This window comes from Nonomuraea sp. NPDC050643 (assembly GCF_040654715.1).
Classification (GTDB): Bacteria; Actinomycetota; Actinomycetes; order Streptosporangiales; family Streptosporangiaceae; genus Nonomuraea.
This window is the reverse complement of the sequence record NZ_JBFAIM010000074.1, coordinates 45,910-68,133: the sequence shown is the minus strand read 5'-3', so window position 1 is coordinate 68,133 and position 22,224 is coordinate 45,910. Positions and strand designations below refer to the sequence as shown.

At 71.5% G+C, this 22,224-nt stretch carries 21 protein-coding genes; 14 read left to right on the top strand and 7 right to left on the bottom strand.

What is annotated here, in order from left to right:
• Nucleotides 1-88 precede the first annotated feature (88 nt).
• From AB0I15_RS55100 to AB0I15_RS55085, 4 genes are read left to right on the top strand one after another with little or no spacing between them, the layout of a single operon-like run.
• Complete coding sequence (locus AB0I15_RS55100) at nt 89-1,024, top strand: ABC transporter permease (protein ID WP_358115881.1); 936 nt, start codon at nt 89-91, stop codon at nt 1,022-1,024.
• An 18-nt stretch (nt 1,025-1,042) separates the two neighbouring features.
• On the top strand, nt 1,043-2,068 hold the full coding sequence (locus AB0I15_RS55095; protein ID WP_358115878.1) for an ABC transporter substrate-binding protein: 1,026 nt from the start codon (nt 1,043-1,045) through the stop codon (nt 2,066-2,068).
• 8 nt (nt 2,069-2,076) lie between these two features.
• On the top strand, nt 2,077-2,850 hold the full coding sequence (locus tag AB0I15_RS55090) for a fumarylacetoacetate hydrolase family protein (RefSeq protein ID WP_358115875.1): 774 nt from the start codon (nt 2,077-2,079) through the stop codon (nt 2,848-2,850).
• 54 nt (nt 2,851-2,904) lie between these two features.
• Nucleotides 2,905-3,564: a GntR family transcriptional regulator gene (locus AB0I15_RS55085; RefSeq protein WP_358115872.1), complete on the top strand. Its 660-nt coding sequence runs from the start codon at nt 2,905-2,907 to the stop codon at nt 3,562-3,564.
• Here AB0I15_RS55085 and AB0I15_RS55080 read toward each other — a convergent pair.
• The gene (locus AB0I15_RS55080) at nt 3,561-4,892 is read right to left on the bottom strand and encodes an MFS transporter (RefSeq protein WP_358115870.1); all 1,332 of its coding nucleotides are present in this window, start codon (nt 4,890-4,892) and stop codon (nt 3,561-3,563) included. The two genes, AB0I15_RS55085 and AB0I15_RS55080, sit on opposite strands and share 4 nt — an antisense overlap.
• Nucleotides 4,893-5,041: 149 nt before the next feature.
• Between AB0I15_RS55080 and AB0I15_RS55075 the strand changes: the two genes are divergently transcribed.
• Entirely contained in the window at nt 5,042-5,527 is a 486-nt protein-coding gene (locus AB0I15_RS55075; protein ID WP_358115867.1) for a hypothetical protein, read from the top strand.
• 209 nt (nt 5,528-5,736) lie between these two features.
• On the opposite strand, the gene AB0I15_RS55070 is transcribed toward AB0I15_RS55075, so the two are convergent.
• Entirely contained in the window at nt 5,737-6,459 is a 723-nt protein-coding gene (locus AB0I15_RS55070) for an IclR family transcriptional regulator (RefSeq protein ID WP_358115864.1), read from the bottom strand.
• Between the two features lie 88 nt (nt 6,460-6,547).
• Here AB0I15_RS55070 and AB0I15_RS55065 point away from each other — a divergent pair, with 88 nt between their 5' ends.
• Genes AB0I15_RS55065 through AB0I15_RS55055 form a run of 3 tightly spaced genes read left to right on the top strand, consistent with a single transcriptional unit; the run spans nt 6,548 to nt 11,903 of the window.
• Nucleotides 6,548-7,702, top strand: coding sequence for an aminotransferase class V-fold PLP-dependent enzyme (locus AB0I15_RS55065; protein ID WP_358115861.1), 1,155 nt, complete (start codon nt 6,548-6,550; stop codon nt 7,700-7,702).
• Entirely contained in the window at nt 7,699-10,515 is a 2,817-nt protein-coding gene (locus tag AB0I15_RS55060) for an FAD-linked oxidase C-terminal domain-containing protein (RefSeq protein ID WP_358115859.1), read from the top strand. The genes AB0I15_RS55065 and AB0I15_RS55060 overlap by 4 nt, the downstream gene beginning before the upstream one ends.
• Nucleotides 10,516-10,541: 26 nt before the next feature.
• The gene (locus AB0I15_RS55055; protein ID WP_358115856.1) at nt 10,542-11,903 is read left to right on the top strand and encodes an SLC13 family permease; all 1,362 of its coding nucleotides are present in this window, start codon (nt 10,542-10,544) and stop codon (nt 11,901-11,903) included.
• Nucleotides 11,904-11,953: 50 nt separating this feature from the next.
• Here AB0I15_RS55055 and AB0I15_RS55050 read toward each other — a convergent pair whose 3' ends face one another.
• Nucleotides 11,954-12,556: a helix-turn-helix domain-containing protein gene (locus AB0I15_RS55050; RefSeq protein ID WP_358115853.1), complete on the bottom strand. Its 603-nt coding sequence runs from the start codon at nt 12,554-12,556 to the stop codon at nt 11,954-11,956.
• An 86-nt stretch (nt 12,557-12,642) separates the two neighbouring features.
• Here AB0I15_RS55050 and AB0I15_RS55045 point away from each other — a divergent pair, with 86 nt between their 5' ends.
• Nucleotides 12,643-14,097 (top strand): NAD(P)/FAD-dependent oxidoreductase, encoded by a 1,455-nt coding sequence (locus AB0I15_RS55045; RefSeq protein ID WP_358115850.1) that lies wholly within the window; start codon nt 12,643-12,645, stop codon nt 14,095-14,097.
• A 265-nt stretch (nt 14,098-14,362) separates the two neighbouring features.
• Here AB0I15_RS55045 and AB0I15_RS55040 read toward each other — a convergent pair whose 3' ends face one another.
• Complete coding sequence (locus AB0I15_RS55040; RefSeq protein WP_358115848.1) at nt 14,363-14,674, bottom strand: EthD family reductase; 312 nt, start codon at nt 14,672-14,674, stop codon at nt 14,363-14,365.
• Nucleotides 14,675-14,915: 241 nt separating this feature from the next.
• Here AB0I15_RS55040 and AB0I15_RS55035 point away from each other — a divergent pair, with 241 nt between their 5' ends.
• From AB0I15_RS55035 to AB0I15_RS55025, 3 genes are all read left to right on the top strand, one after another.
• Nucleotides 14,916-15,296 carry a hypothetical protein gene (locus AB0I15_RS55035; protein WP_358115845.1) on the top strand — a complete coding sequence of 127 codons (381 nt, stop codon included), beginning with the start codon at nt 14,916-14,918 and terminating at the stop codon, nt 15,294-15,296.
• 154 nt (nt 15,297-15,450) lie between these two features.
• The gene (locus AB0I15_RS55030; RefSeq protein WP_358115843.1) at nt 15,451-16,335 is read left to right on the top strand and encodes an NBR1-Ig-like domain-containing protein; all 885 of its coding nucleotides are present in this window, start codon (nt 15,451-15,453) and stop codon (nt 16,333-16,335) included.
• A gap of 241 nt (nt 16,336-16,576) precedes the next feature.
• Nucleotides 16,577-17,170, top strand: coding sequence for an HNH endonuclease family protein (locus AB0I15_RS55025; protein WP_358115840.1), 594 nt, complete (start codon nt 16,577-16,579; stop codon nt 17,168-17,170).
• A gap of 78 nt (nt 17,171-17,248) precedes the next feature.
• On the opposite strand, the gene AB0I15_RS55020 is transcribed toward AB0I15_RS55025, so the two are convergent.
• The 3 genes from AB0I15_RS55020 to AB0I15_RS55010 all read right to left on the bottom strand — a co-directional run bounded on the left by AB0I15_RS55020 (nt 17,249) and on the right by AB0I15_RS55010 (nt 20,079).
• On the bottom strand, nt 17,249-18,199 hold the full coding sequence (locus AB0I15_RS55020; RefSeq protein ID WP_358115837.1) for a ThuA domain-containing protein: 951 nt from the start codon (nt 18,197-18,199) through the stop codon (nt 17,249-17,251).
• 98 nt (nt 18,200-18,297) lie between these two features.
• Nucleotides 18,298-19,257, bottom strand: coding sequence for a GlxA family transcriptional regulator (locus tag AB0I15_RS55015; protein WP_358115834.1), 960 nt, complete (start codon nt 19,255-19,257; stop codon nt 18,298-18,300).
• A gap of 42 nt (nt 19,258-19,299) precedes the next feature.
• Nucleotides 19,300-20,079, bottom strand: a complete 780-nt coding sequence (locus AB0I15_RS55010; protein WP_358115833.1) for an SDR family oxidoreductase — start codon at nt 20,077-20,079, stop codon at nt 19,300-19,302.
• A gap of 277 nt (nt 20,080-20,356) precedes the next feature.
• On the opposite strand from AB0I15_RS55010, the gene AB0I15_RS55005 reads away from it, so the two are divergent.
• Nucleotides 20,357-21,559: a right-handed parallel beta-helix repeat-containing protein gene (locus AB0I15_RS55005; protein ID WP_358115831.1), complete on the top strand. Its 1,203-nt coding sequence runs from the start codon at nt 20,357-20,359 to the stop codon at nt 21,557-21,559.
• A gap of 96 nt (nt 21,560-21,655) precedes the next feature.
• Nucleotides 21,656-22,177, top strand: a complete 522-nt coding sequence (locus AB0I15_RS55000) for a snapalysin family zinc-dependent metalloprotease (protein WP_358115829.1) — start codon at nt 21,656-21,658, stop codon at nt 22,175-22,177.
• Nucleotides 22,178-22,224: the final 47 nt, after the last annotated feature.

Sequence of the window (22,224 nt, the reverse complement as noted above, 5' to 3'; positions counted from 1 at the left end):
CAAGTGGTCGAGCGAGCAGGGCGGTGACCCGGCGGCACCTCGGGTGCATCAGCAGTCTCTCGACTACCGACACAAGGATGGTGCACCAGTGAGCGACACGAGCAACGACACGAGCAACGGAACGGGCAACGGGACGAGCAACGGGACGAGCAACGGGACCGGCAACGGGACCGGCGGCGAGGTCGGCGGCGAGGTCGGCCGGGCCGTCCTGCGGCGGACGCGGCAGCGGAGCACGCGACGGCGGCGGGTCCGGCGGGCGGTCGTATGGGCGGGCCGGATCGGGGTGGCGGCGGGCGCCGTCGTCGCGTGGGAACTGGTGTCCGGCACCCTCATCAGGCCCTTCTTCATCAGCAGCCCGACCGCCGTGGCGGCGCGGCTGGCCGAGTGGTTCGGGTCGGCCGACTTCTGGTTCCACGCCAGGTTCACGCTCACCTCCGCCGGGCTGGGGTTCCTCGCGGGGGCGGCGCTCGGCGTGCTGCTGGCCTGGCCGCTGGCGCTGCGCCGGGTGGCCTATCGCGTCGTGGAGCCGTACTTCCTGATCGCGTACTCGATTCCGGCGGTGGCGCTGGGGCCCGTCTTCATCCTCTGGTTCGGCATCGGGCTGGCGCCGAAGATCGTGCTGGCCGCGTACTTCGTGTTCTTCGTGGTCTTCATCAACACCGTCGAGGGCATCCGGCAGGTGCCGAGGGGGCTGCTCGACGTCACCCGGGTCATGGGCGGCAGCCGGTGGGCGACGATGCGGTGGGTGCTGCTGCCGGGCGCGCTGCCGTACATCCTGGCGGCCCTGCGCGTCACGCTGCCGGCGGCCATGATCGGCGCGGTGGTCGGCGAGTTCATCGCCTCCAACCGCGGCATCGGCTACCTGACCAGGGCGGCGGCCGGGCGCTATCAGACCGCGGGGGTCATCGCGGGCACGATCGTGCTGGCCGCGATCGTGCTGCTCCTGTCCTTGTCCCTGCGACCGCTGTCCCGCGTGCTGCGCTGGCGGCCCGAGGTACGCCTGCGCGGCGACGACGCCCTGTGAAGGATCGAGGAGGTCTCCATGAGGAGGGCCAGATCAGCGGCCTACGTGACGACGGTGCTCCTGCTGGCGGGCTGCGGCGGCGGGCAGGGCGGGGGCGGGGGTGAGTCGAAGAAGATCACGATCGCGTCGGCGCCGAACGTGTTCCTGTCCGCCCTGTACGTCGCCCAGGACGACGGCCTGTTCGCCAAGGAGGGCCTGACGGTCGAGATCGTCGAGGTGGAGAGCGGCAACGACAGCATCGCCGCCCTCGCCTCCGGCCAAGCCCAGTACGCCGACGTCGGGTTCGAGGACCTCGCCGAGCTGAGCAAGGCGGGCGACGACTCGGTGGTCATGGCCCACGACATCCTCAACCGGGTCACGCTCACGCTCGTCATGCGCAAGGAGGTCGCCGAGCGCAAGAAGGTCACCGCGGCCTCCCCGCTGCGCGAGCGCCTGAGCGCGCTCAAGGGCCTCAAGATCGGCGTCACCTCGCCGGGCTCCCCCACCGACACCTACATGCGCTACTACCTGGGCTCGGTCGGCCTCGACCCGGAGCGCGACGTCGAGATCGTGCCGCTGGGCGGCGGGTCGGCGCTGCTGGCCGCCCTGGAGAAGGGCCAGATCGACGCCTACCACCTGTCGCCGCCGACCCCGTACGTGGCCGCGGAGAAGGGCTTCGGCGTCGTCCTCATCGACGGGCCCAAGGGCGAGGTGCCGGAGCTCGACAAGTTCGACTACACCGCCTGGGCGACGTCCCGGCAGTGGGCCGAGGAGAACACCGCGACCGCGGCCGCCTTCAGCCGCGTGCTCGCGCAGGCGACCGCGAAGGTGAAGGGGCAGCCGGACGCGGTGGCCGGCCAGATCATGGACGACCTGGGCAGCAGCGACAAGGCGACGGTGCTGCGCACGGTCAAGGCGATGTCCTCCGCGCTGTCCGACAAGGGCTGTTTCGACCCGGTGGTCGTCCAGCGCACGCTGGACGTCATGCTGAGGCTGAAAATTCTCGAGGAGAAGGCGGACGGGGCCGAGGGCCGGCTCTGGACGAACAAGTACAACGGTTGCTGAGGAGCGAGATGCGCATCATCAGGTACGACGCCGAGGGCACGGTCAGGTGGGGGGTGCTCACCGCCGAAGGCACGGTGCTCTCCACGGAGGGCAGCCCCTACATCGGCGGAGGGCTGCGTCCCGGCGCGCCCGTGGGCGACGTCAGTGACGTACGGCTGCGCGCCCCCGTCACCCCGAGCAAGATCCTCTGCGTGGGCCGGAACTACGCCGACCACGCCGCCGAGTTCGGCAATCCGGTGCCTAAGGAGCCCCTGATCTTCCTGAAGCCGCCGTCCTCGATCGCCGGCCCGGGCGACGAGGTCGTCTACCCGTCGCTGTCCGGGCGGCTCGACCCCGAAGCCGAGCTGGTCGTCGTGATCGGCGAACGGGGGCGGCGGGTGGCCGCCGAGGACGCGATGTCGCTGGTGTTCGGCTACACGATCGGCAACGACGTCACGGCCCGCGACATCCAGAAGAGCGACCCGCAGTGGACGCGCGGGAAGGGCTTCGACACCTTCTGCCCGCTGGGGCCGTGGGTGGACACCGACTTCGACCCGTCGGACGTCCGCGTCACCTGCACGGTGGGCGGCGAGGTGCGCCAGGACGGGCGTACGCGGGACTTCATCTTCGACATCCCGACGCTGATCGCGTACGTGTCGGCGTTCACCACGCTGGAACCCGGCGACATCATCATGACCGGCACCCCGCCGGGCGTGCGTCCCGTCCAGAGCGGCGACACGATGACCATCGCGATCGAGGGGCTCGGCGAGCTGACCAACCCGGTGGTGCCAGAAAGCCCGTGACCACGGCGGACCCGCGCCGGGCGCCAGGGCATCGCGCCTCATATAGTGGCTTGCGTGACGACCGTCGTGCTCAAGCCCGGCCCGCCCGCCCGCACAGCGCACGCCTTCGTCTACGAAACGCTCCGGCGGGCGATCCTCGGCGGCGACCTGCCCCTCGGCTACCGTCTCGTGCAGGCCGACATCGCCGCCCAGCTCAAGGTGAGCATCACCCCCGTCCGCGAGGCGCTGCGCGACCTGGCGGGCGCGGGCCTGGTCAGGATCGACGCGCACAAGGGCGCGATCATCCGTGAGCTCGACATGTCCGAGGTCAGGGAGATCTACGAGCTGCGCCGCATGCTCGAACCCGTCTCGATCCGCAAGGCCGTGGAACGTATCACCGACGAGGAGCTCGACCAGGCGGCCCGGCTGCAGCGGCTCATGGAGGAGGAGCGCGAGCCCGGCCAGTGGGTGGAGCTCAACCGGCGCTTCCACGCCGTCTTCAGCGACGCGGCCCGCTCACCCCGGCTGTGCGCGATCCTCACGGGCCTGCGCGACGGCGCCGCCGTCTATGTCGGCCTCTCCCTGCGCGGGCAGGAGCGCGCACGCAGGGAGCAGGCCGACCGCGACCACCGCGACCTCGTGGCGGCGTTCAGGGAACGCCGCGCGGAGGACGCGGTGGAGATCGTGATCCGGCATCTCCACGCGACGATGGCCACGATCGAGCAGCTCGCCTAGGCGCTGCCCGGCCGCACCTCGTCGTACTCGATGGCGTAGTCCTGGTGCGACCTGTCCTTCAGCAGGTACGCGGCCACGACGCTGATCACTGAGCAGATCGCCATGTAGACGGCGATGGCGAACGAGCTCTGGTAGGTGGCGAACAGCCAGACGGCGATCAGCGGGGCGGGTCCGCCGGCCGTCAGGGAGGCGAGCTGGTAGCCGAGCGAGGCGCCGCTGTAGCGCAGCCGCCCGGTGAAGCTCTCGGCGATGAACGTGGCCTGCGGGCCGTACTGGATGTCGTGGATGGGGGCGGACAGCACGATGGCCAGGAAGACCAGCGCGGGCGCGCGGGTGTCCAGGAGCGGCCAGTAGATGAACGACCAGACCACCATGAGGGCGGCGCCCACCATGTACAGCCGTCTTCGGCCCACGATGTCGGACATGTAGCCCCAGAACGGCACCGTGAACAGCGACACGATGCCGGCCACGATGACGTACGTGTAGACGTCACTGGCCGCGAAGCCCAGGGTCTTGGTGGCGTAGCTCAGGATGAAGACGGTGAAGATGTAGAACGGCGCCTGCTGCCCGGTGCGCAGCAGCGCGCTGAGCACGATCTCCCGCCAGTTCTTGGCGATGACCTGGCGTACGGGGACACGCTCGACCCTGTTCTCCCTGACGACCTTGGCGAAGACGGGCGTCTCCAGGATGCCGAGCCTGATGTAGAGGCCGACCCCGGCCATCACGATGCTGAGCAGGAACGGGATGCGCCAGCCCCAGTAGGGGTCGAGCGGCTGGAACACCTGCAGGGCGAGGTAGCCGAGCACGAGCCCGACGGGGACGCCGAACTGCGGCCAGCTTCCGAGGAAGCCGCGCTTGCCGCCGCTCGTCTTGCCCCATTCGGTGGCCAGCAGCACGGAGCCGCCCCATTCGCCGCCGACGCTGATGCCCTGGAGCAGGCGCAGGAGGGTCAGCAGGATGCCGCCCCAGATGCCGATCTGCTCGTAGGTGGGCACCAGGCCGACGAGGGCGGTGGCGATGCCCATGGTCAGCAGGGTGATGATGAGGGTGGCCTTGCGGCCGATGCGGTCGCCGTAGTGTCCGAAGATCGCGGCGCCGATCGGGCGGGCGGCGAAGCCGCCGAAGTAGGTTCCGAGGGCGAGCAGGAGGCCGGTCGTCGGGTCGCTGGTCGGGAAGAACAGCTCCGCGAAAATGGTGCTGGCGGCGAAGCCGTAGAGGAAGAAGTCGTACCACTCGATCGAGGTCCCCACGGCGGAGGCGATCACCGCTCGGACCAGCTGTCGTCGCTTCTGCTGACCTGTCGTGTCGAATCCCTGCTGGTCAACCATCTACCGCTCCTCCGGTAGTCGCGCGTTACCGGTGACGGTACATGATGCATCATCGATGGTCACGAGGCCGATTTTCGGCACGAGGTTCGCCGGAGCATCCGCAGGGTAGCGGGACGATAACGCTGAGTGTCGACAAGGAGGGCATCGCGATGCGTCCCATCGTCGCCGCGACGGTCGTCGTGGTCCTGGCCGTCAGCGGCTGCACGAAGACCGACATCGACTACGCGCACCAGGCCCCGCAGAACGACGGGGCCAACGCGGATGTGGCGGGGACCCTGCACCTGCGCAACGCCTTCCTCCTGGGCGCCGCCGACCCGGCCTCGCCCGCTCCCTCCATGGCCCTGTACGGGGTGCTGGTCAACGAGAGCGGCCGTCCCGTCCGGCTCGAACGGGTGACCGTCGACGGGGGCGGGGCCGTGCAGCTCGCCGGGCCCGTCACCCTGCCGCCCGACCAGCCGGTGGGCACGGGCAACCGGCCCATCGGCACGGTGAGCGGGGTGCGGGGCGAGTCGGTGCCGATGACGTTCGCGTTCAGCGAGGGCAAGACCATGCGGGTACGGGTGCCGGTCATGCTGCGAGCCGGCCACTACACCTCCCTCTCCCCCGCCCCGGCAAGCACACCGCCCCCCTCATAACCCTCCACCGCACTCCGGCACAGGTCCTTCTGGCGAGAGGGAAGCGAAGCACCTCGCCACCCACCACCACCGCACTCCGGCACAGGTCCCTTCAGGGAGGCGGAGTGCCTAGCCGCCCGCGCCCTCCGCCGTCGCCGTGCTTGGGAGGTGAGGACGGGTGTGTCTCGAGGTGGCCGGCCGGTTGCGCGGGTCGCCGAGGGGGTTTGCGTTCAGGGGAGGGAGTCGGCGAGGGTTCGGGCCGCGCGGGTGACCAGCTTGCCGTATTCGGCGCGCAGGTCCTCGGGCATGCGGCTGGCGGGGGTCGAGATGCTGAGGCTGGCGAGCGGGCCGTCGGGGCCCAGGACCGCGGCGGCCACGGCGGCGATGTCGGAGCGCCACTCGCCCCGGTTGTCGGCGTAACCGCGCGCGTGGACGGCCTCCAGCTCGGCCCGCAGCGCCGCCGCGTCGGTGATCGTGGTGTCGGTGTAGCCGGGCAGGTCGCCGAGCGGGCGGCCCGTCTCGGCGAGCAGGTACGCGAGCACGGCCTTGCCGTTGGCCGAGGCGTGCAGCGGCAACCTGATGCCCAGCGGCAGCACGATGCGCAGCGGCTTGTCGGTCTCCAGCCGCTCGATCAGCACCACGGCGTCGCCCTCGGGCACCATCAGGTGGATCGTCTCGCCCGTACGCTGACGCAGCTCCTCCATGACGGGCATGGCCGCGTCACGCAGGCCCAGCTCGGTGCGGCGGGCGACCTGTAGTGCCTTGCTGGTGACCTGCCAGCGCGTGATCTCGCCGCCCGCGGGCCTGATCCACCCGGCCTCGTGCAGGGTCTTCAGCGAGCGCTGCACCGTGCTCTTGGGCAGGCCGAGGCCGCGCGCCACCTCGCCCACGCCGACGGGCTGGCGGACGGCCACCTCTTCGAGCACCCGGAGGGCGTTGATCACGTTCTGCATGCATTGACTCCTCTGGCGGCTGATTTTAATGTTAATGAACCGCACAGCGGCACGCCGTGCCGTGTGATGGCACGGAGGTGGAAAGACAGTGGGCCGGCACTTCCTGCAGATCCCCGGGCCGACCAACGTTCCCGACCGCGTGCTGCGCGCCATCGCCCAGCCCACGATCGACCACCGGGGCCCGGCCTTCGCCCGGCTCGCGACCGAGCTGCTCGACCGGCTGAAGACGGTCTTCAGGACCGGCGGCCCGGTGGTCGTCTACCCCTCGTCGGGCACGGGGGCCTGGGAGGCGGCGCTGGTCAACACGCTGTCGCCGGGTGACAAGGTGCTGGCGTTCGAGACCGGGCACTTCTCCTCGCTGTGGTGCGAGATGGCCGCCCGGCTCGGGCTGGTCGTGGACCTGGTGCCAGGCGACTGGCGGCACGGCGCCGACCCCGGCGCGGTGGCCGAGCGTCTGACGCCCGACGTGGCCGCCGTGATGGTGGTGCACAACGAGACCTCGACCGGCGTGCGCAGCCGGATCCCGGAGATCCGCGCGGCCATCGACCGGGCCGGGCACCCGGCGCTGCTGCTGGTGGACACGATCTCGTCGCTGGGCTCGATGGACTACCGCCACGACGAGTGGGGCGTGGACGTGACCGTCGGGTGCTCGCAGAAGGGGCTCATGCTGCCGCCCGGCATCGGGTTCAACGCGGTCAGTGAGAAGGCGCTGGCGCACCGGGGGCGGCTGCCGAGATCGTACTGGGACTGGGAGCCGATCATCGCGGCCAACCGGCAGGGCTTCTTCCCGTACACGCCGCCCACCAACCTGCTGTACGGCCTGCGCGAGGCCCTCATCATGCTGGAGGAGGAGGGCCTGGACGCGGTCTTCGCCCGGCACGACCGGCACGCCGAGGCGACCCGGCGGGCCGTGCGCGGCTGGGGGCTGGAGGTGCTCTGCGCCGACGAGCGCGAACACTCCAGCGCTCTCACGGCGGTGCTGATGCCCGGCGGCCACGACGCCGACGCGGTCAGGCGGCTCATCCTCGAGCGCTACGACATGTCGCTCGGCACCGGGCTCGGACGGCTCGCCGGGCGGGTGTTCCGCATCGGGCATCTCGGCCACTTCAACGACCTCATGCTCGCGGGCACGCTGAGCGGGGTCGAGATGGGGCTCGGCGCGGCCGGTGTGCCGATCAAGGAGGGCGGGGCGCGGGCGGCGCTGACGTACCTGGAGGGCTCCGGCCTGGCGGGGGCGGAATGAGTCTGGCGCGGACGCTGGCACCGCTGCTCGCCGGCGACGTCAGGGACGACCCCTACACCCGGCACCTCTACTCCTCCGACGCCAGCATGTACGCCATCGAACCCCTCGCCGTCGCCTTCCCCGAGCACGCCGACGACGTGCAGGCCCTGGTGGCGGCCTGCGGTGAGCTCGGCGTGCCGGTGCTGCCGCGCGGCGCGGGCACCAGCCTGGCCGGGCAGACGGTGGGCGCGGCCGTGATCGTGGACTTCTCCCGGCACATGAACCGGATCCTGGAGATCGACGGCAGGACCGCCAGGGTGCAGCCGGGCGTGGTCCAGGACCAGCTCAACCGGGCCGCCGGCCGGCACGGCCTGATGTTCGGCCCCGACACCTCGACCAGCAACAGGGCCACCATCGGCGGGATGATCGGCAACAACTCGGCCGGCAGCCACTCCATCCTGTACGGCTCCACGATCGACCACGTCCAATCCCTGCGGGTCGTCCTGGCCGACGCCACCACCTCCGACCTGACCTCCCACCCCCACCTCAACTCCCAGGTCGCCGGCATCCTGCGCGACCTCGACCTGTCGGGCTTCCCACGTTTCTGGCGCCACTCGGGCGGCTACCGCCTGGACGCGGCGGCCCGCGGACTGCCGGATCCCACCCGCGGTCTTCCGGCCGGCGAGGGGCTCGATCTCACCAAGCTGATCGTCGGGTCCGAGGGCACGCTGGCCGTGGTCACCGAGGCCACGGTCGGGCTGGTGGACCGGCCGCGCGCCAAGGCCATCGCGGTCGGCCACTTCACCTCCACCCCGGCCGCCATCGCCGCCACCGCCGACGCGCTCGCCTTCGGCGCCGCCTCGGTCGAGCTCCTCGACAAGGCCATCCTCGACCTGTCCAGGCAGCGCGTGGACTACGCCGGGCTCGGCGACATCCTGGCGGGCGACCCGCAGGCGCTGCTGTTCGTGGAGTTCTTCGGCGACGGCCCGCCCGAGGTGGCCGACCGCGTGGACAAACTGGCCGCCACCTGGAAGGCGAACGGCCACGGCTACCACACGCTCAGGGCCGTCACCGCGCAGCAGCAGGCGGCCGTGCTCAAGGTCCGCAAGGCGGGGCTCGGCCTGCTGATGGCCTCCAGCGTGGGCAGCCGCCGGCCACTGGCGTTCGTGGAGGACACGGCGGTGCCGCCGGAGCGGCTGCTGCCGTACGTCGAGGAGTTCGCCGAGATCCTCGACCGCCACGGGCTGTCGGCCGGCTTCTACGGCCACTGCTCGGTCGGCTGCCTGCACATCCGCCCGTTCGTGGACCTGCGCGCGCCCGGCGAGATCGGCGTGATGCGCGCGGTCGCCGAGGAGATCGCCGAGCTGGCCGCCCGGCACGGCGGCGTGAACTCCAGCGAGCACGGCGACGGGCTGGCGCGCTCGGAGTTCAACCGGCGGCTGTTCGGCGACCCGGTCTACGAGGCGATGCGGCAGGTCAAGCACGTCTTCGACCCGCGCGGGCTGCTCAACCCCGGCAAGGTCGTGGACGCGCCGCCGATGACCGACCACCTGCGCGACCCGGCGCAGCCCGAGCCGCGCCCGCTGGCCACCACGCTGAGCTTCGCGGGTGGCGGGATGCACGCGGCGGCCGACCGGTGCATGAACGTCGGTGTCTGCCGCAAGGACGACTCGGGCGTCATGTGCCCGTCGTACATGGCGACCCGTGAGGAGGAGCACTCCACCCGCGGCCGGGCCAACGCCCTGGTCAAGGCCCTGTCCTCGCCCGACCCCCGCCAGGCGCTGGGCGACGAGCGGCTGCACGGCATCCTGGATCTCTGCCTGGAGTGCAAGGCGTGCCAGTCGGAGTGCCCGCTCGGGGTGGACATGGCGGCGATGAAGAGCGAGTTCCTCCACCAGTACCAGGAGACGCACGGCGTGCCGCTGCGCTCACGGGTGTTCGGCGCGATCAGGACGCTCAACCGGCTCGGCTCGGCCACCGCGCCGCTGTCGAACTGGCTGGCCGGCGCCGTACGCGGCCCGCTCGGCCTGAGCCGCCGCCGCCCGCTCCCCCGCTTCCACCGCGACAACCTGCTGCGCTGGCACGCCCGCCGCCCCGCCGCCCCCGGCACCGCCCGCAAGGAGGTCATCCTGCTGGCGGACTCCTTCACCACCTTCAGCGAGCCCGCCATCGGGCGGGCCGCCGTCGAGCTGCTGGAGCACGCGGGCTACCGGGTACGCCTGGCGGCCGAGGGCTGCTGCGGACGCTCCAGCATCTCCAAGGGCCTGCTCGACCGCGCGCAGGCGATGGCGCGGGAGATGGTCGCCCGCCTGGCCGACTCCGACGCCCCGATCGTCGGCCTGGAGCCGTCCTGCCTGCTCACGTTGAAGGACGAGTATGCGGCCCTGCTCCCTGGCGACCCCCGTGTGGCGGCGGTGGCGGCCCGCGCCCGGCTCGTCCCCGAGCTGCTCACCGAGGCGATCGACGACGGCTCGCTGGTGCTGGGCGACGCGCTGAGCGGGCGCGAGATCCTGCTGCACGGCCACTGCCACGAGAAGGCCGTCACCGGCACCGCGGCCACCCGCGCGCTGCTGTCCAGGATTCCCGGAGCGGAGGTGACGGAGCTCGACGCCGGCTGCTGCGGCATGGCCGGATCCTTCGGTTTCGAGGCCGAGCACTACGACCTGTCCATGAAGATCGGCGGCCTCCGGCTCTTCCCGGCGATCGCCGCATCCTCACCCGACACCCTGCTCGCGGCGACGGGGGTCTCGTGCCGCCAGCAGATCGCCCACGGGGCGGGACGTGCTGCCCGCCATCCGGTCGAGCTCATCCACGAGGCGGCCGGCCTGCCATAAACGTTCGGGGGAGATCGGAGTACGCAGTGTCCGCAGAGCTCCTGTCCATTCTCGCCCTCATTGTCATGTTCATCGTGGCCACGATGTTTCCCGTGAACCTCGGTGCGCTGGCCCTGGTCGGCGCGTTCCTGGTCGGCACGCTGGCCGCCGGCATGAGCACCGACGACATCCTCGGCGCCTTTCCCGGCAGCCTGTTCGTGATCCTCGTCGGGGTGACGCTCCTGTTCGCGATCGCGACCAACAACGGCACGGTGGACTGGCTCGTACGAGCCGCCGTCCATCTCGTACGCGGCCGGCTGGCGGCCATCCCGCCCGTGGTGTTCGTCATCTCGGCGCTGCTGACGGCGGTGGGCGCCCCGGCCCCGGCGGTGGCGGCGATCCTGGCGCCCATCGCGTTCGGCTTCGCGGCCGACTACCGGATCCATCCGATGCTGATCGGGCTCATGGTGGCGCACGGGACGCAGGCGGGCGCGTTCTCGCCGATCAGCGTCCTCGGCGGCATCGTCAACGGCGTCACCAAGGACGCGAACCTGCCCGGCAACAACCTGGTGCTCTTCCTGTCGAGCTTCGCCTTCAACGCCGCCGCGGCCGCCGCCGTCTTCTTCGTCTTCGGTGGCCGCGACCTCATCCGCCGCGGCGCCATCGGCGACACCACCACGCCACCGGCCCCCGACCGCGAGAACACGGTCGTGACGGCCACCGGATCGGCGGGCGGCACACGTGATGGCGGCGGCGACGGCAACGGTGGCGGGGTCGCCACCGTGGTCGCCCGCGACACCACCCTGCGCCTCACCCCGCACCAGGCCCTGACCCTCACCGGCATCGTCGCGCTCTGCCTGGCGGTGCTGGTGTTCAAGCTCGACGTCGGCCTCACCGCCGTCACCGTCGCCGTCGTCCTCTCCCTCACCTCCCCCAAGGCGAACAAGGGCGCGGTGGAGAAGGTGGCCTGGCCGACCGTGCTGCTGATCTGCGGTGTCGTCACGTACGTGGGCGTGCTCCAGGAGATCGGCACCGTGGACTACGTCGGCGCGGCGGTCGCCGCGATCGGCATCCCGCTGCTGGTGGCGCTGCTCATCTGCTATGTGGGCGGCGTCGTGTCGGCCTTCGCCTCGACCGTCGGCATCCTGGGCGCGCTGGTGCCGCTGGCCGTCCCGCTGCTGTCACAGGGCACGCTCGGCCCGATCGCGATGATCGCGGCGCTGTCGGTCTCGTCCGCGATCGTGGACGTCAGCCCCTTCTCGACGACGGGGGCGCTGCTCGTGGCCAACGTCAGGGGCATGGAGCGCGACGACTTCTACCGCAAGCTGCTGGCGTACGGCGGCGTGATCGTCGTGGTGGGACCCCTGGCGGCGTGGGCGGTCCTGGTGGCGCCGGGCTGGCTGGGGTGAACGCGTATTGATCGGGCCGCTCACCCCGCTCCCCGCCGGATGAGCGCCGGTCAGGCGGGCGCCGCCCTGCGTTCCGCCGTCGCGCGGGCCAGGGCGGCGCTCGCGTGCCGCGCCGCCGCGATGACCGCGTGGTCCTCGGCGTCCGTGCCGAGCGCCGCCAGCAGCGCGGCGCCGATCGTGTCGAACACCATCCGCGCCAGCAACCGTTCCTCCTGCCCCGCCCCCTCCGTGACGACCAGATCGATCACCCGGTCGAACGACGACCGGACGTCACTGCCGCTCTCCACCAGCCGGCGCATCATCGGCTGGTTCGCGTGGGCCAGCCGCATCGCCTGCAGCCGCTCGGGGGTGGCGCCCTCCACCCACCGCAGCGCCGCGCGTTCCAGCAGGTCGGGGGCGGCAGGCTGGGCGGCGAGCCAGCCGACGAAGTCGTCGAGCTCGTGGCGGCGCTCCTCCATGAGGCTCGCCACGATCTCCTCCTTGTTCTTGAAGTGGTAGTAGAGCGAGGACTTCGTCATCCCGAGCGCGCTGGAGATGTCGCGCGTCGAGGTCGCCTCGAACCCCTTCTCGGTGAACAGCCGCAGGGCGACGCGCAGGATCTCCGCCCGCGTCTCGCTGCCCGTCCGCCGCTCCCCACCCGTACTGGTCGTCATTCGGCTCAGTCTAGTTGCAGCCGAACGCTCGTTCAGCTACCGTCAGTTCTACTGAACGAACGCCCGTTAAGTAACTGGGAGAGACCTTGCCCTCACGCATCGCCATCATCGGCGCCGGCCCCGGCGGCCTCCTGTGCGCCCGCGTCCTGCAACGCCACGGCATCGCCGTCACCGTGTACGACTCCGACGCCTCCGTCACGGCCCGCGACCCCGGTGGCACCCTGGACCTGCACGCCGACTCCGGCCAGATCGCCCTGGAGGACGCCGGGCTGATGGCCGACTTCCTGCGACTGGCCCGGCTCGAGGACCAGGCCAAGCGCCGGCTCGACCACCACGGGAACGTGCTGCACACGTTCGTGCCCGACGCCGGCGACGCCGCCGCCCCGGAGATCGACCGGGGCCGGCTCCGGGCCCTGCTCGCCGCGCACGTCGAGCCCGGCACCGTGCGCTGGGGGCACCGGCTGACCACCGCCGTCCCGCTCGGCGGCGGGCGGCACCGCCTCGAGTTCGCGGACGGCGGGCACGCCGAGGCCGACCTGGTGATCGGGGCCGACGGCGCCTGGTCGCGGGTGCGGCCGCTGCTGAGCGACGCGGTGCCGGCGTACACGGGGATCTCGTTCCTCGACGTGCGGTACGACGACGCCGACCACCGGCACCCGCGGATCGCGGCCATCGTCGGCGAGGGGCACATGTTCGCGCGCGACGACGACGGGCGGGCCATCATCGCGCAGCGCAACAGCGACGGGCTGGTACGCGCGTACCTGGCCATGCGGACCGGCCTCGACTGGCACACCGAGGCCGACGTCGACCTGCGGGACTCCGGCGCCGTGCGGCGGTTCCTGTTGCGGGAGTTCGGCGGTTGGTCCGAGCGGCTGCTGCCGTTCCTGACCGAGGCCGATGACAGCGGTTTCGTCCATCGCCCGATCTGGGCCCTGCCCGCCCCGCTCACCTGGGCGCACGTGCCCGGTGTGACGCTGCTCGGCGACGCCGCCCACCTGATGGCGCCCTTCGGCGGTTTCGGGGTCAACCTCGCCCTGCTCGACGCCGCCGAGCTGGCCCGCGCCATCGCCGAGGAGCCCACCCTCGACCAGGCGGTCATCCGGTACGAGGCCACCATGCTCCCCCGCTCGGGCCCGCTCGCCGCCGGCGCGAACGACGCCCTGGCCCGCTTCTTCGCCCCCGGCGACTTCGCCACCGCCCGCGTGCCCGACCACGAGGCCGAGCACCGGCACTACCGCGAGGCCGCCGCCCGCTACCGGCTCGACGGGGTCTGGACGGTGAGCTTCCGGACCCCGCGCGGCCGGCAGGAGTCCGAGCTGGTCCTCGCCGCCGGCACGGAGGCCGTGACGGGCACGTTCGACGGCGCCGCGATCGAGGACGGGCGGCTGGACGGCACCGGCCTCAGCTTCAGCGCCGTCCTCACCTCGCCTTTCAGGGTCAGGGTCGCGTTCACCGCCTCGATCGACGGCGACACGATGAGCGGCCAGGCCAAGGCGCCGATGATGACGATCCCCATCACGGGCACGCGCCGGGCCGCGTAGCCGCCCGACGTCCGCCCGGACGTTGTCGGTGTGCGCCTCGGCGCCGGTGTTCAGGAAGCCCGGCGCAGGTCTTGGTGCCCGCGTCGCCGTAGGTGCCGAGCCTGAGCCCCTTTGCCGTGCACGTAGCCGGCGACGCCCTCGATGCCGCCCGGGAACCACGCACGGGTACCTGGGTCAACTGGTTCACACGGCATGTGTCAGGAATTGAGGCGACCGACTGGGCGGATCGCCGTTGACGCGGTCAAGCGACCCGCCCGAGAGTCCGTCAGCGGACCGTGTCGGCGGGCCCGGTGAGCATCGTGACGCCGGCCCCGGCGAAGTTCGCCAGGTCGGCGACCGCCGCCTTGCCCTCCTCGGTGGCCATCGCCGCCGCGAACGCCTTCTCGTCGTCGAAGGTCAGCACCGCGGCCAGGTGGTAGGCGGCCCGCTCGCCGCCCGCCGGAGCCGGACGCATCGCCGTGAACGCGCGCAGCCCCGGAAGGCGGGCGACGAGCACCGCGTGCGTCTCGTCGTAGTGCTTGTCGAAGGCCGTGGCGCTCTCGGGGTGGGCATAGAGCGCGATGAGCTGGAAAGCCACTGTCCGCCTCCAGGGTCGGGGATGTACTCCGATCAAACCCCCGCCCGGCCTCGCGCGCAATTCCACGCGCCCACAAGACCATTCACCGAATTTCCCCGAACCGGGCCCCACCTGGGGCGCGAATTGTCCAATGGACAGTGGAAAATGTCCGGACATTAACCCCTGGAAGCCGCCTATGAGCTCGGGCAAAAGTGTTTTCAGAAAGCACGGAAAGCCCAACCGGAACAGGGGCAGGTCCCTCATGAGGAATCGTACGAAGGCGACGCTCGCGGTGGCTTCTGCGGCGGCCACGATGTTCACCTATGCGGCGACGGCCACCGCCACCACCACGGCCACCACCACCGTGGCTCCGGCGCAGTCCGTACAGACGCAGCGGCTCGGCGCGCTCGACGTCGTCCGGGGCAAGACCCGGTGCTTCAGCTACTCCTACGGCGACGACGGCACGACCAGCGTCACCGTCTACTTCCACAACCGGTGCAAGCACTCGCGGGGCATCAAGATCCGCGTCGCCCAGGCCAGGGACGCCTGCATCTGGGTGCGCGGCGGCGACTTCGACAAGAAGAAGTTCAAAGGCACGCGCCCCACCGTCCAGTCCATCAAGGAAGTCTCCCACTGCGGCTGACCCTTCCGGGCACCCGCCACCTCAGGGCCCGGCCGAGCGGAGGCACAGGGGCCGTCCGCTCGGCCGGGCGTCCGCGCCGGGCCTTTGGTAACCTCCTTGGGGTCTCGATGCGCGGCATGAGCCGCGCGAAGCGGCCGACCGGAGCAGGGGTGGGATGGCGCAGTCGTCCGGAACCGAGGACGAGGGAGCGGGATCGCGGCGGGGGCGCAAGCCGATCCGCCCTGATCCCGAGTCCGGCCCCATCGCGCTGTTCGCGCACCGCCTCTGGGAGCTCAAGGAGCAGGCGGGCGACCCGTCCTTCGCCGACATGGCCGCCCGCATGGGGGCGGCGGCCTCGAAGTCGTCGCTGGCCGCCGCGGCCCGGGGCAGCGCGCTGCCGAGCTGGGAGACCACGTGGGAGTTCGTCCGGGTCCTGGCGGTCGATCGGCTGGGCCGCGACCCCGACGAGGTCAGGCGTGAGTGGCGGGCGCACTGGGAGCAGGCCGCGAGCAGCGAGAACGAGGCCCGCATGCCCTACACCCCCGATTCCCCGTCCCCCACCGCGCCCACGGGCGCGCCGGCCAGGCGGCTCACCGTGCTGGCCGGGGTCACCGGCGTGGCCGGTCTGGCCGCGATCCTCATCGGCTGGGTGCTGCCGCTCGTCAACGAGAACGCCGAGGGCAGGCCCCATGAGCGGCCCAGCGCCGCTCCGGCCACCACGCCCCACGACGACTCCGTCTTCGAGGGCGACGTGACCTTTCCCGACGGCAGCGTGGTGAAGAAGGGCGCGGAGTTCGACAAGATCTGGCGTCTGCGCAACACCGGCAACGTCCCGTGGCAGGGGCGCTACCTCACCCGCATGAACGACACCCCGTGCAAGGCCCCGAAGCGGGTCGGCATCGGCCCCGTCCTGCCCGGCGAGACCGTCGACATCACCGTACGCGTGCGCGCCTCCGAGGCCCCCGGCCGGTGCAAGATCTTCTGGAAGATGACCGACCAGGACGGCAGCCCGCTCCTCGCCGCGAAGAAGCCCATCTTCCTCGACGTCACCGTGGCCTGACCCCCCGACGACGTCCCAACGTTGACCGACCCTGCGGCGGCCCCCTGACGACCCTTGTCAGGAATCCATCAACACCGTCGTGACAGCTCGGCAAACCTGGCCATATATGGACCAACCGGACGCTGTCACCGTCGAGGTGCCCGCCCTCCTCGCCCCCTGACCGGCATCTGCGCCCGTCCGAGGACGGCGGCAGAAGGGCCGACCCCTCATGCACCGCGCCTTACCCGTGGGCCTCGCCTGCGTGACCGCCCTGACCCTCACGATCACCGCCCAGCCCGCCGCGGCGATCCCGCCCAACATCCCCTCCGCCTCGACCGCCACCTCCCGCCTCGCCGCGCTCCCGGTGGCCGCCGAGTCCCACGGCGACAGCTACGACCGTGACCTGTTCCCGCACTGGAGCACCGTCAGCGGCACCTGCAACACCCGCGAAGAGGTGCTCAAGCGCGACGGCACCAACGTGGTGACGAACTCCTCCTGCGCCGCCACCTCCGGCTCCTGGTACAGCCCGTACGACGGCGCGACGTGGACCGCCGCGAGCGACGTGGACATCGACCACATGGTGCCCCTGGCCGAGGCGTGGGCCTCCGGCGCCTGGGCCTGGACCACGTCGCGCCGCCAGCAGTTCGCCAACGACCTCGGCGGCCCGCAACTGTGGGCCGTGACCGACAACGTCAACCAGTCGAAGTCGGACCGGGACCCGGCCGAGTGGCAGCCGCCCCGCACGGCCGAGCGCTGCCGGTACGCCCGCGCCTGGATCCAGGTGAAGTGGTACTGGGGCCTGAGCACCGACAGCGCCGAGAAGTCGACCCTGTCCAGCATGCTCTCCGCCTGCTGACCGACCCCGTTCCCGACCCCGTTCCCGACCCCGTCGCCGCGGCCCGCGGCCGCGGCGGCGGGCTGCCGGCGACGGCCGTCACCGGCAGAACGGCGCCATGCCCAAAACCGACCGGATCCCGCCCAGCAGGTGCCGCGTGAAGTGCTGGTCGCCCTCCAGAGGCTCCGCGGTCCATGTCTTGACGTCGTGCCCGAGGGTCGTGAGCCATGCCTTGCCGCCGTCGTAGTAGTGGCACCAGCTCACCGGATGCCGATCCCCGTGACCGGGATGGCCCAGCCCGCCCCGCACCCCCTGCGGCAGCGTGCTCTCGTCCACCTCGGCGAGCACCCGGACGCGGGTGGGGGCGGGGACGAGGTTGTACCACTCGTCGGTGAAGGCCCAGCGCTGCGGCAGCCCCTGGGTGGAGGCGTCGCGGCGGCCGACCGTCTCGACGGTGCCGGGCTGGTTGGGGCCGTGGTCGTAGAAGTTGGCGTTGCCGAGCAGGCCCTCGTACCAGGGCCAGTTGTACTCGGTGCCGAAGGCGTTGTGCACGCCGACGAAGCCGCCGCCGGCGCGGACGTACTGGCGCAGCGCCGTCTGCGCGGCGTCGTCGAGCGTGTCGCGCGTGGTGCTGAGGAACATCACCGCGTTGTACGGCAGCAGCCGCCCCGCCGCCGAGAGCTGCCCGACGTCCTCGGTGTAGTCCACGGCGAACCCGTTGGCCCGGCCCAGCTCCACCACGGCCTTGACCGCGACGTTGTCGTCGTTGAGCGGCGGGTTGAGCCCCGGCCCGAGAGGCGTGCCGAGGTGGGCGTGGCGGGAGCCGGCCGTGCGGCTGTAGACGAGCAGCTTGTAACCCTTGGCCGGGTCGAAGTTGCCCCAGTCGTGGTAACAGCGCGGATCGGTGCCCCGGCAGACGCCGTAGTCGGGCTCGCCGAGGTTCTGGGCGCCCCCGTCGCGATCGAGTGTGGCTTCCGAACTTGGTGGGGTGATGGCCAGCAGGATGACCGCCGCACCGGCGAGTGACTGGAGCGAACGTCTGACGCGCATGGGCACCTCACGTATTCCGGTCCACATCGTGGACCCCATGTGGGCTGCTGTGGCGCGAGCGTAACCGGAGGTTTCACCCCCGGCAAGATCGAGGGCGCCTAGTTCGCGCCGGTCCTGCGGTATCGGGTCGGCGAGACCCCGTAGTGGGCGACGAACGCCTGCCGCAGGCTCTCCGCCGATCCGAACCCGCACCGCGCGGCGATCTCCGACGTGGGCAGCGACGAGGAGGTCAGGAGCTGGGCGGCGGCCCGGACGCGGGTCTGCCTGACGTAGCGGCCGGGCGTCAGCCCGAGATGCTCCAGGCAGAGCCGGGTCAGGTGCCGCTCGCTCACGTTCAGCCGGGTGGCCAGCGCCGCCGCGCCCAGGTCGCCGTCGAGGTGGAGCATGACGTGGTCGACGACCCGCCGGATCAGGGGATGATCGGGCGGCGGCGCGTCCACGAACATGCTCACCTGCGCCTGGTCCCCCGGCCGCTGCAGATAGGTCACCAGGCCCCTGGCCACCTTCCTGGCCAGCGCCGTGCCGTGGTCCTCCTCGATGAACGCCAGCGTCAGGTCGAGCGCGCTGGTGACCCCGGCCGCGGTGGACACCTTGCCCTCGCGGATGAAGATCGGCGCCGGGTCCACGGTGATGTCGGGGTGCCGGGCGGCCAGCACCCCGGCGAAGTTCCAGTGCGTCGTCGCCCGCCGCCCCTTCAGCAGGCCCGCGGCGGCCAGCACGCTCGCCCCCGTGCACAGCGAGGCGACCCGCCTGCTCACCTCGGCCAGGCGGCGGATGTGCCCGACCAGCCGCCGGTCCTCGGCGGCCTCCTCATGCCCGTAGCCGCCCGAGACGATCAGGGTGTCGAGCGGCCCGGTGAGGCGCTCGATGGAGTCCTGGCAGCGCAGCGTGAGGCCGGAGTCGCAGGTGAGGTCGGCGCCGCCGGGAGAGGCCAGGACGATCCGGTAGCGGGGGTCGGCGCCCAGGAGGTTGGCCATGTAGAGCGGTGTGGTCGCGCACGAGATGTCGAGCAGCTCCGAACCCGGATATCCGACGACAACGGTCAGCCGCTCATCCATCGGCTCAACCATCCTTCTCCAGGCCGGACGCGGAGCCCCAGCCTAACGCGGTGATCGGTCGCCGAATCCGTACTCCCTGGCCAGGTCGGTGACGGGGAGCGTGCGGCCCGCGTGCCGCGCCACGTCGGGGTCCTCCAGCAGGGCGCGGACCGCCCGGCCGGGGAACTCGACCGAGTCGCCGCCCGGCACGTCCTCCCCGAGCGCGGCGAGGATCGCCTCCGTCCGGGTGAAGCCGGGCGAGACGGCCAGCGCGGTCACGCCGTGCGGGCGCAGGTCGTGGGCCAGCGTACGGGCCAGGCGGCTGACGCCGGTCATGGCCAGGTCGTAGAAGACGTGCCCGGCGATGACCTCGGCCTCCGAGTCGGCGAACCCGGTGAAGACGGCCAGGCCGCCCCGCTCGATCAGCAGCGGGGCCGCGTACCAGGCCGAGACCAGGTGGCTCCGGACGCCGATGTCGATCATGTTGTGCCAGTGGTCGAGCGGCAGCGTCCAGAACGGCCCGCCGTGGAAGGGCAGGGCGTTGCCGTTGCAGGCGTTGGCCACCAGGAGGTCGAGGCCGCCGTGCGCGTCGCGGACCCGCCGGAAGAGCGCCTCGACGGCGCGGTCGTCGGCGTGGTCCACCTGGACGGGCACGCCGCGGCCACCGCGCGCGTCCACCTGCTCGGCGGTGTCCTCGACCGTGCCGGGCAGGTCGGAGTGGCGGTCGCCGCGGCTCTCCCGGTCGGTGACGTAGACGGTCGCGCCGGCCTCGCCGAGCACGAGGGCGACGCCCCGCCCGACTCCGCGCGCGGCTCCGGTGACGACGGCGACGGTGCCTTCCATCAGGCCTCCCTGCCAGACGGTACGAGTACGGCCGGTGGTTCCCTGAGCGAGCTGATCCCTGCCACCCTGGCCACGCCGCGTCCGGGATGTCAACGCGCCACCGGCGGAGCGGGTCGACAAGCGTTGTCATGTAAGTTTCACGGCTTGTTGACGCTCGATTTGAACGTTGCAATACTCCCCACGGATCAGACCCCGCTCGGCGCACATCAGCGCAGGTCAGACGTCGATCGTTGGATGAATCGATTCAGTTGGCATCCCCCACCAACAGGAGCGAAGTATGCGAAGCAGCGGCAGTTCAACCCCCGGCAGATCGCGGCGGATCCGTCTCGTGGCCGGCCTCATGGCGATGGCGCTCACGGCGATGTCCGCGCCCGCCGCGGCGCAGAGCCACACGCGGGACCACACGCAGGCCCGGACGGCGGGCGCGCTGGCCTGCGGCGACGGCTCGTACAACGCGGAGGCGGCGCTGAGCGGCAGCACCTGGACCGCCCGCAACGGCACCAGGACCGTCTACACCGGCACCAGCATGCTGTCGGCCATGCAGGCCGCCGTGGGCAGCCTCACCGCCGGGCGCACCTCCAAGCAGCGGGTGGTCGTGCGCGGCTCGGGCTCGATGAGCGCCGGCTCGCGGCTCTCGCTGCCGAGCTACACCGTGCTCGACGTCTGCGGCACGGTCAACGTGACCGGCTCCGGATCGGGTGACCAGGCCGTCGTGTACGCCAGAGGCGTGACGGACGTCGAGGTCCAGAACCTGAAGGTCACCGGCGCCCCCCTGTACGGCATCTTCGTCCGCAACGGCGTCAACATCACGCTCGGCCAGATCGACATGCGCCTGTCCGGGGGCCTCGGCATCCGCATCGACAACCACGGGGACCGCAGCGTCCGCACGCGGAACGTCCGGATCGACAACGTCTACGTGTCGGGCACCAGCACCCACGGCGTGGAGACGTACGGGCTCGACGGCCTGACGGTCGGCACCGTCACGGCCCGCAACACCGCCCACTCCGGCCTGCTGCTGAACGACACCATCAACGCCAGCGTCAACCTCGTCGACGCGCAGAACGCCGGCACCGGCACCGGCTACGCCGCCTTCCGGATGGCCAACAGGAACGGGCGGATCGGCAGCTCCTATCCCACCAACATCCGCGTCAACCAGGTCATCGCACGCGGCGGCGGGCGCGGCGTCTTCTGCGTGTCGGAGAGCGGCGGCGCGGTCATCAACCGCGTGGACCTCGCGCAGACCGGCAACAACGCCATCCTCATCGAGAACTGCTACAACGTGAACATCGCCGCCCAGAGCGGCACCGTGACCGGCGGCGGTGAGATCCGGCTCGCCGCCCGCTCGGAGTTCCCCAACACCTCCGACATCGTGATCCAGAACCTGACCGTGACCAACTCCGCCATCAACGAGAGCCCGTGCGGGGTCAACACCACCTTCAGGAACAACACGCTCGTCAACAGCAGGCAGACGATCTGCTGAGGGCCATACCACCGTAATAGGGGCAATCTGGTACGTCTCCAGGGCGCGGGGGTGCGCATACCGTGACAGCACCCCCCAACCCTCGGAGGAGGCTCCGTGCCAAGACCTCTGCGCCTAGCGCTCTCCGTCGTCCTCACCATCTCCTTCCTCCTGGTCACCTCTCCCGCACAGGCGGCCGCCCTGGTCCGCGTCCTCAGGTACGACGTCAGCCGGGCGGCCGAATTCGTGAACGTGGTGAACCAGGGAGCCCAGGTCTGGAACTCCAGCGTCGTGAACGTCCGGCTGATGCAGGGCTCACCCGCCAGCTTCGTGGTGATCGCGGACAACGGCTGGCCCCGGGCGCTGCCCACCAGCCTGGGCCGCGGCACGATCTGGATGGGCCGCCAGGCCGTCGACCAGGGCTATTCGCCGGTCCGCATCGCCGCCCACGAGATCGGCCACATCCTGGGCCTGCCGGACCGGCGGACCGGGCGGTGCACGGACCTGATGTCCGGCTCCAGCGCACCGGTGAGCTGCACGAACGCCAACCCCAGCGCGGCCGAACGGGCCGAGGTGGATCGCAACTTCGCCGGCAGCACCCCGCTCATCGAGTTCGGACGGGTCCACGAGGACCGCTGACCCCTCCCTCCCCCCACCCCGCGGCGGCATCCTGTGACGGATGCCGC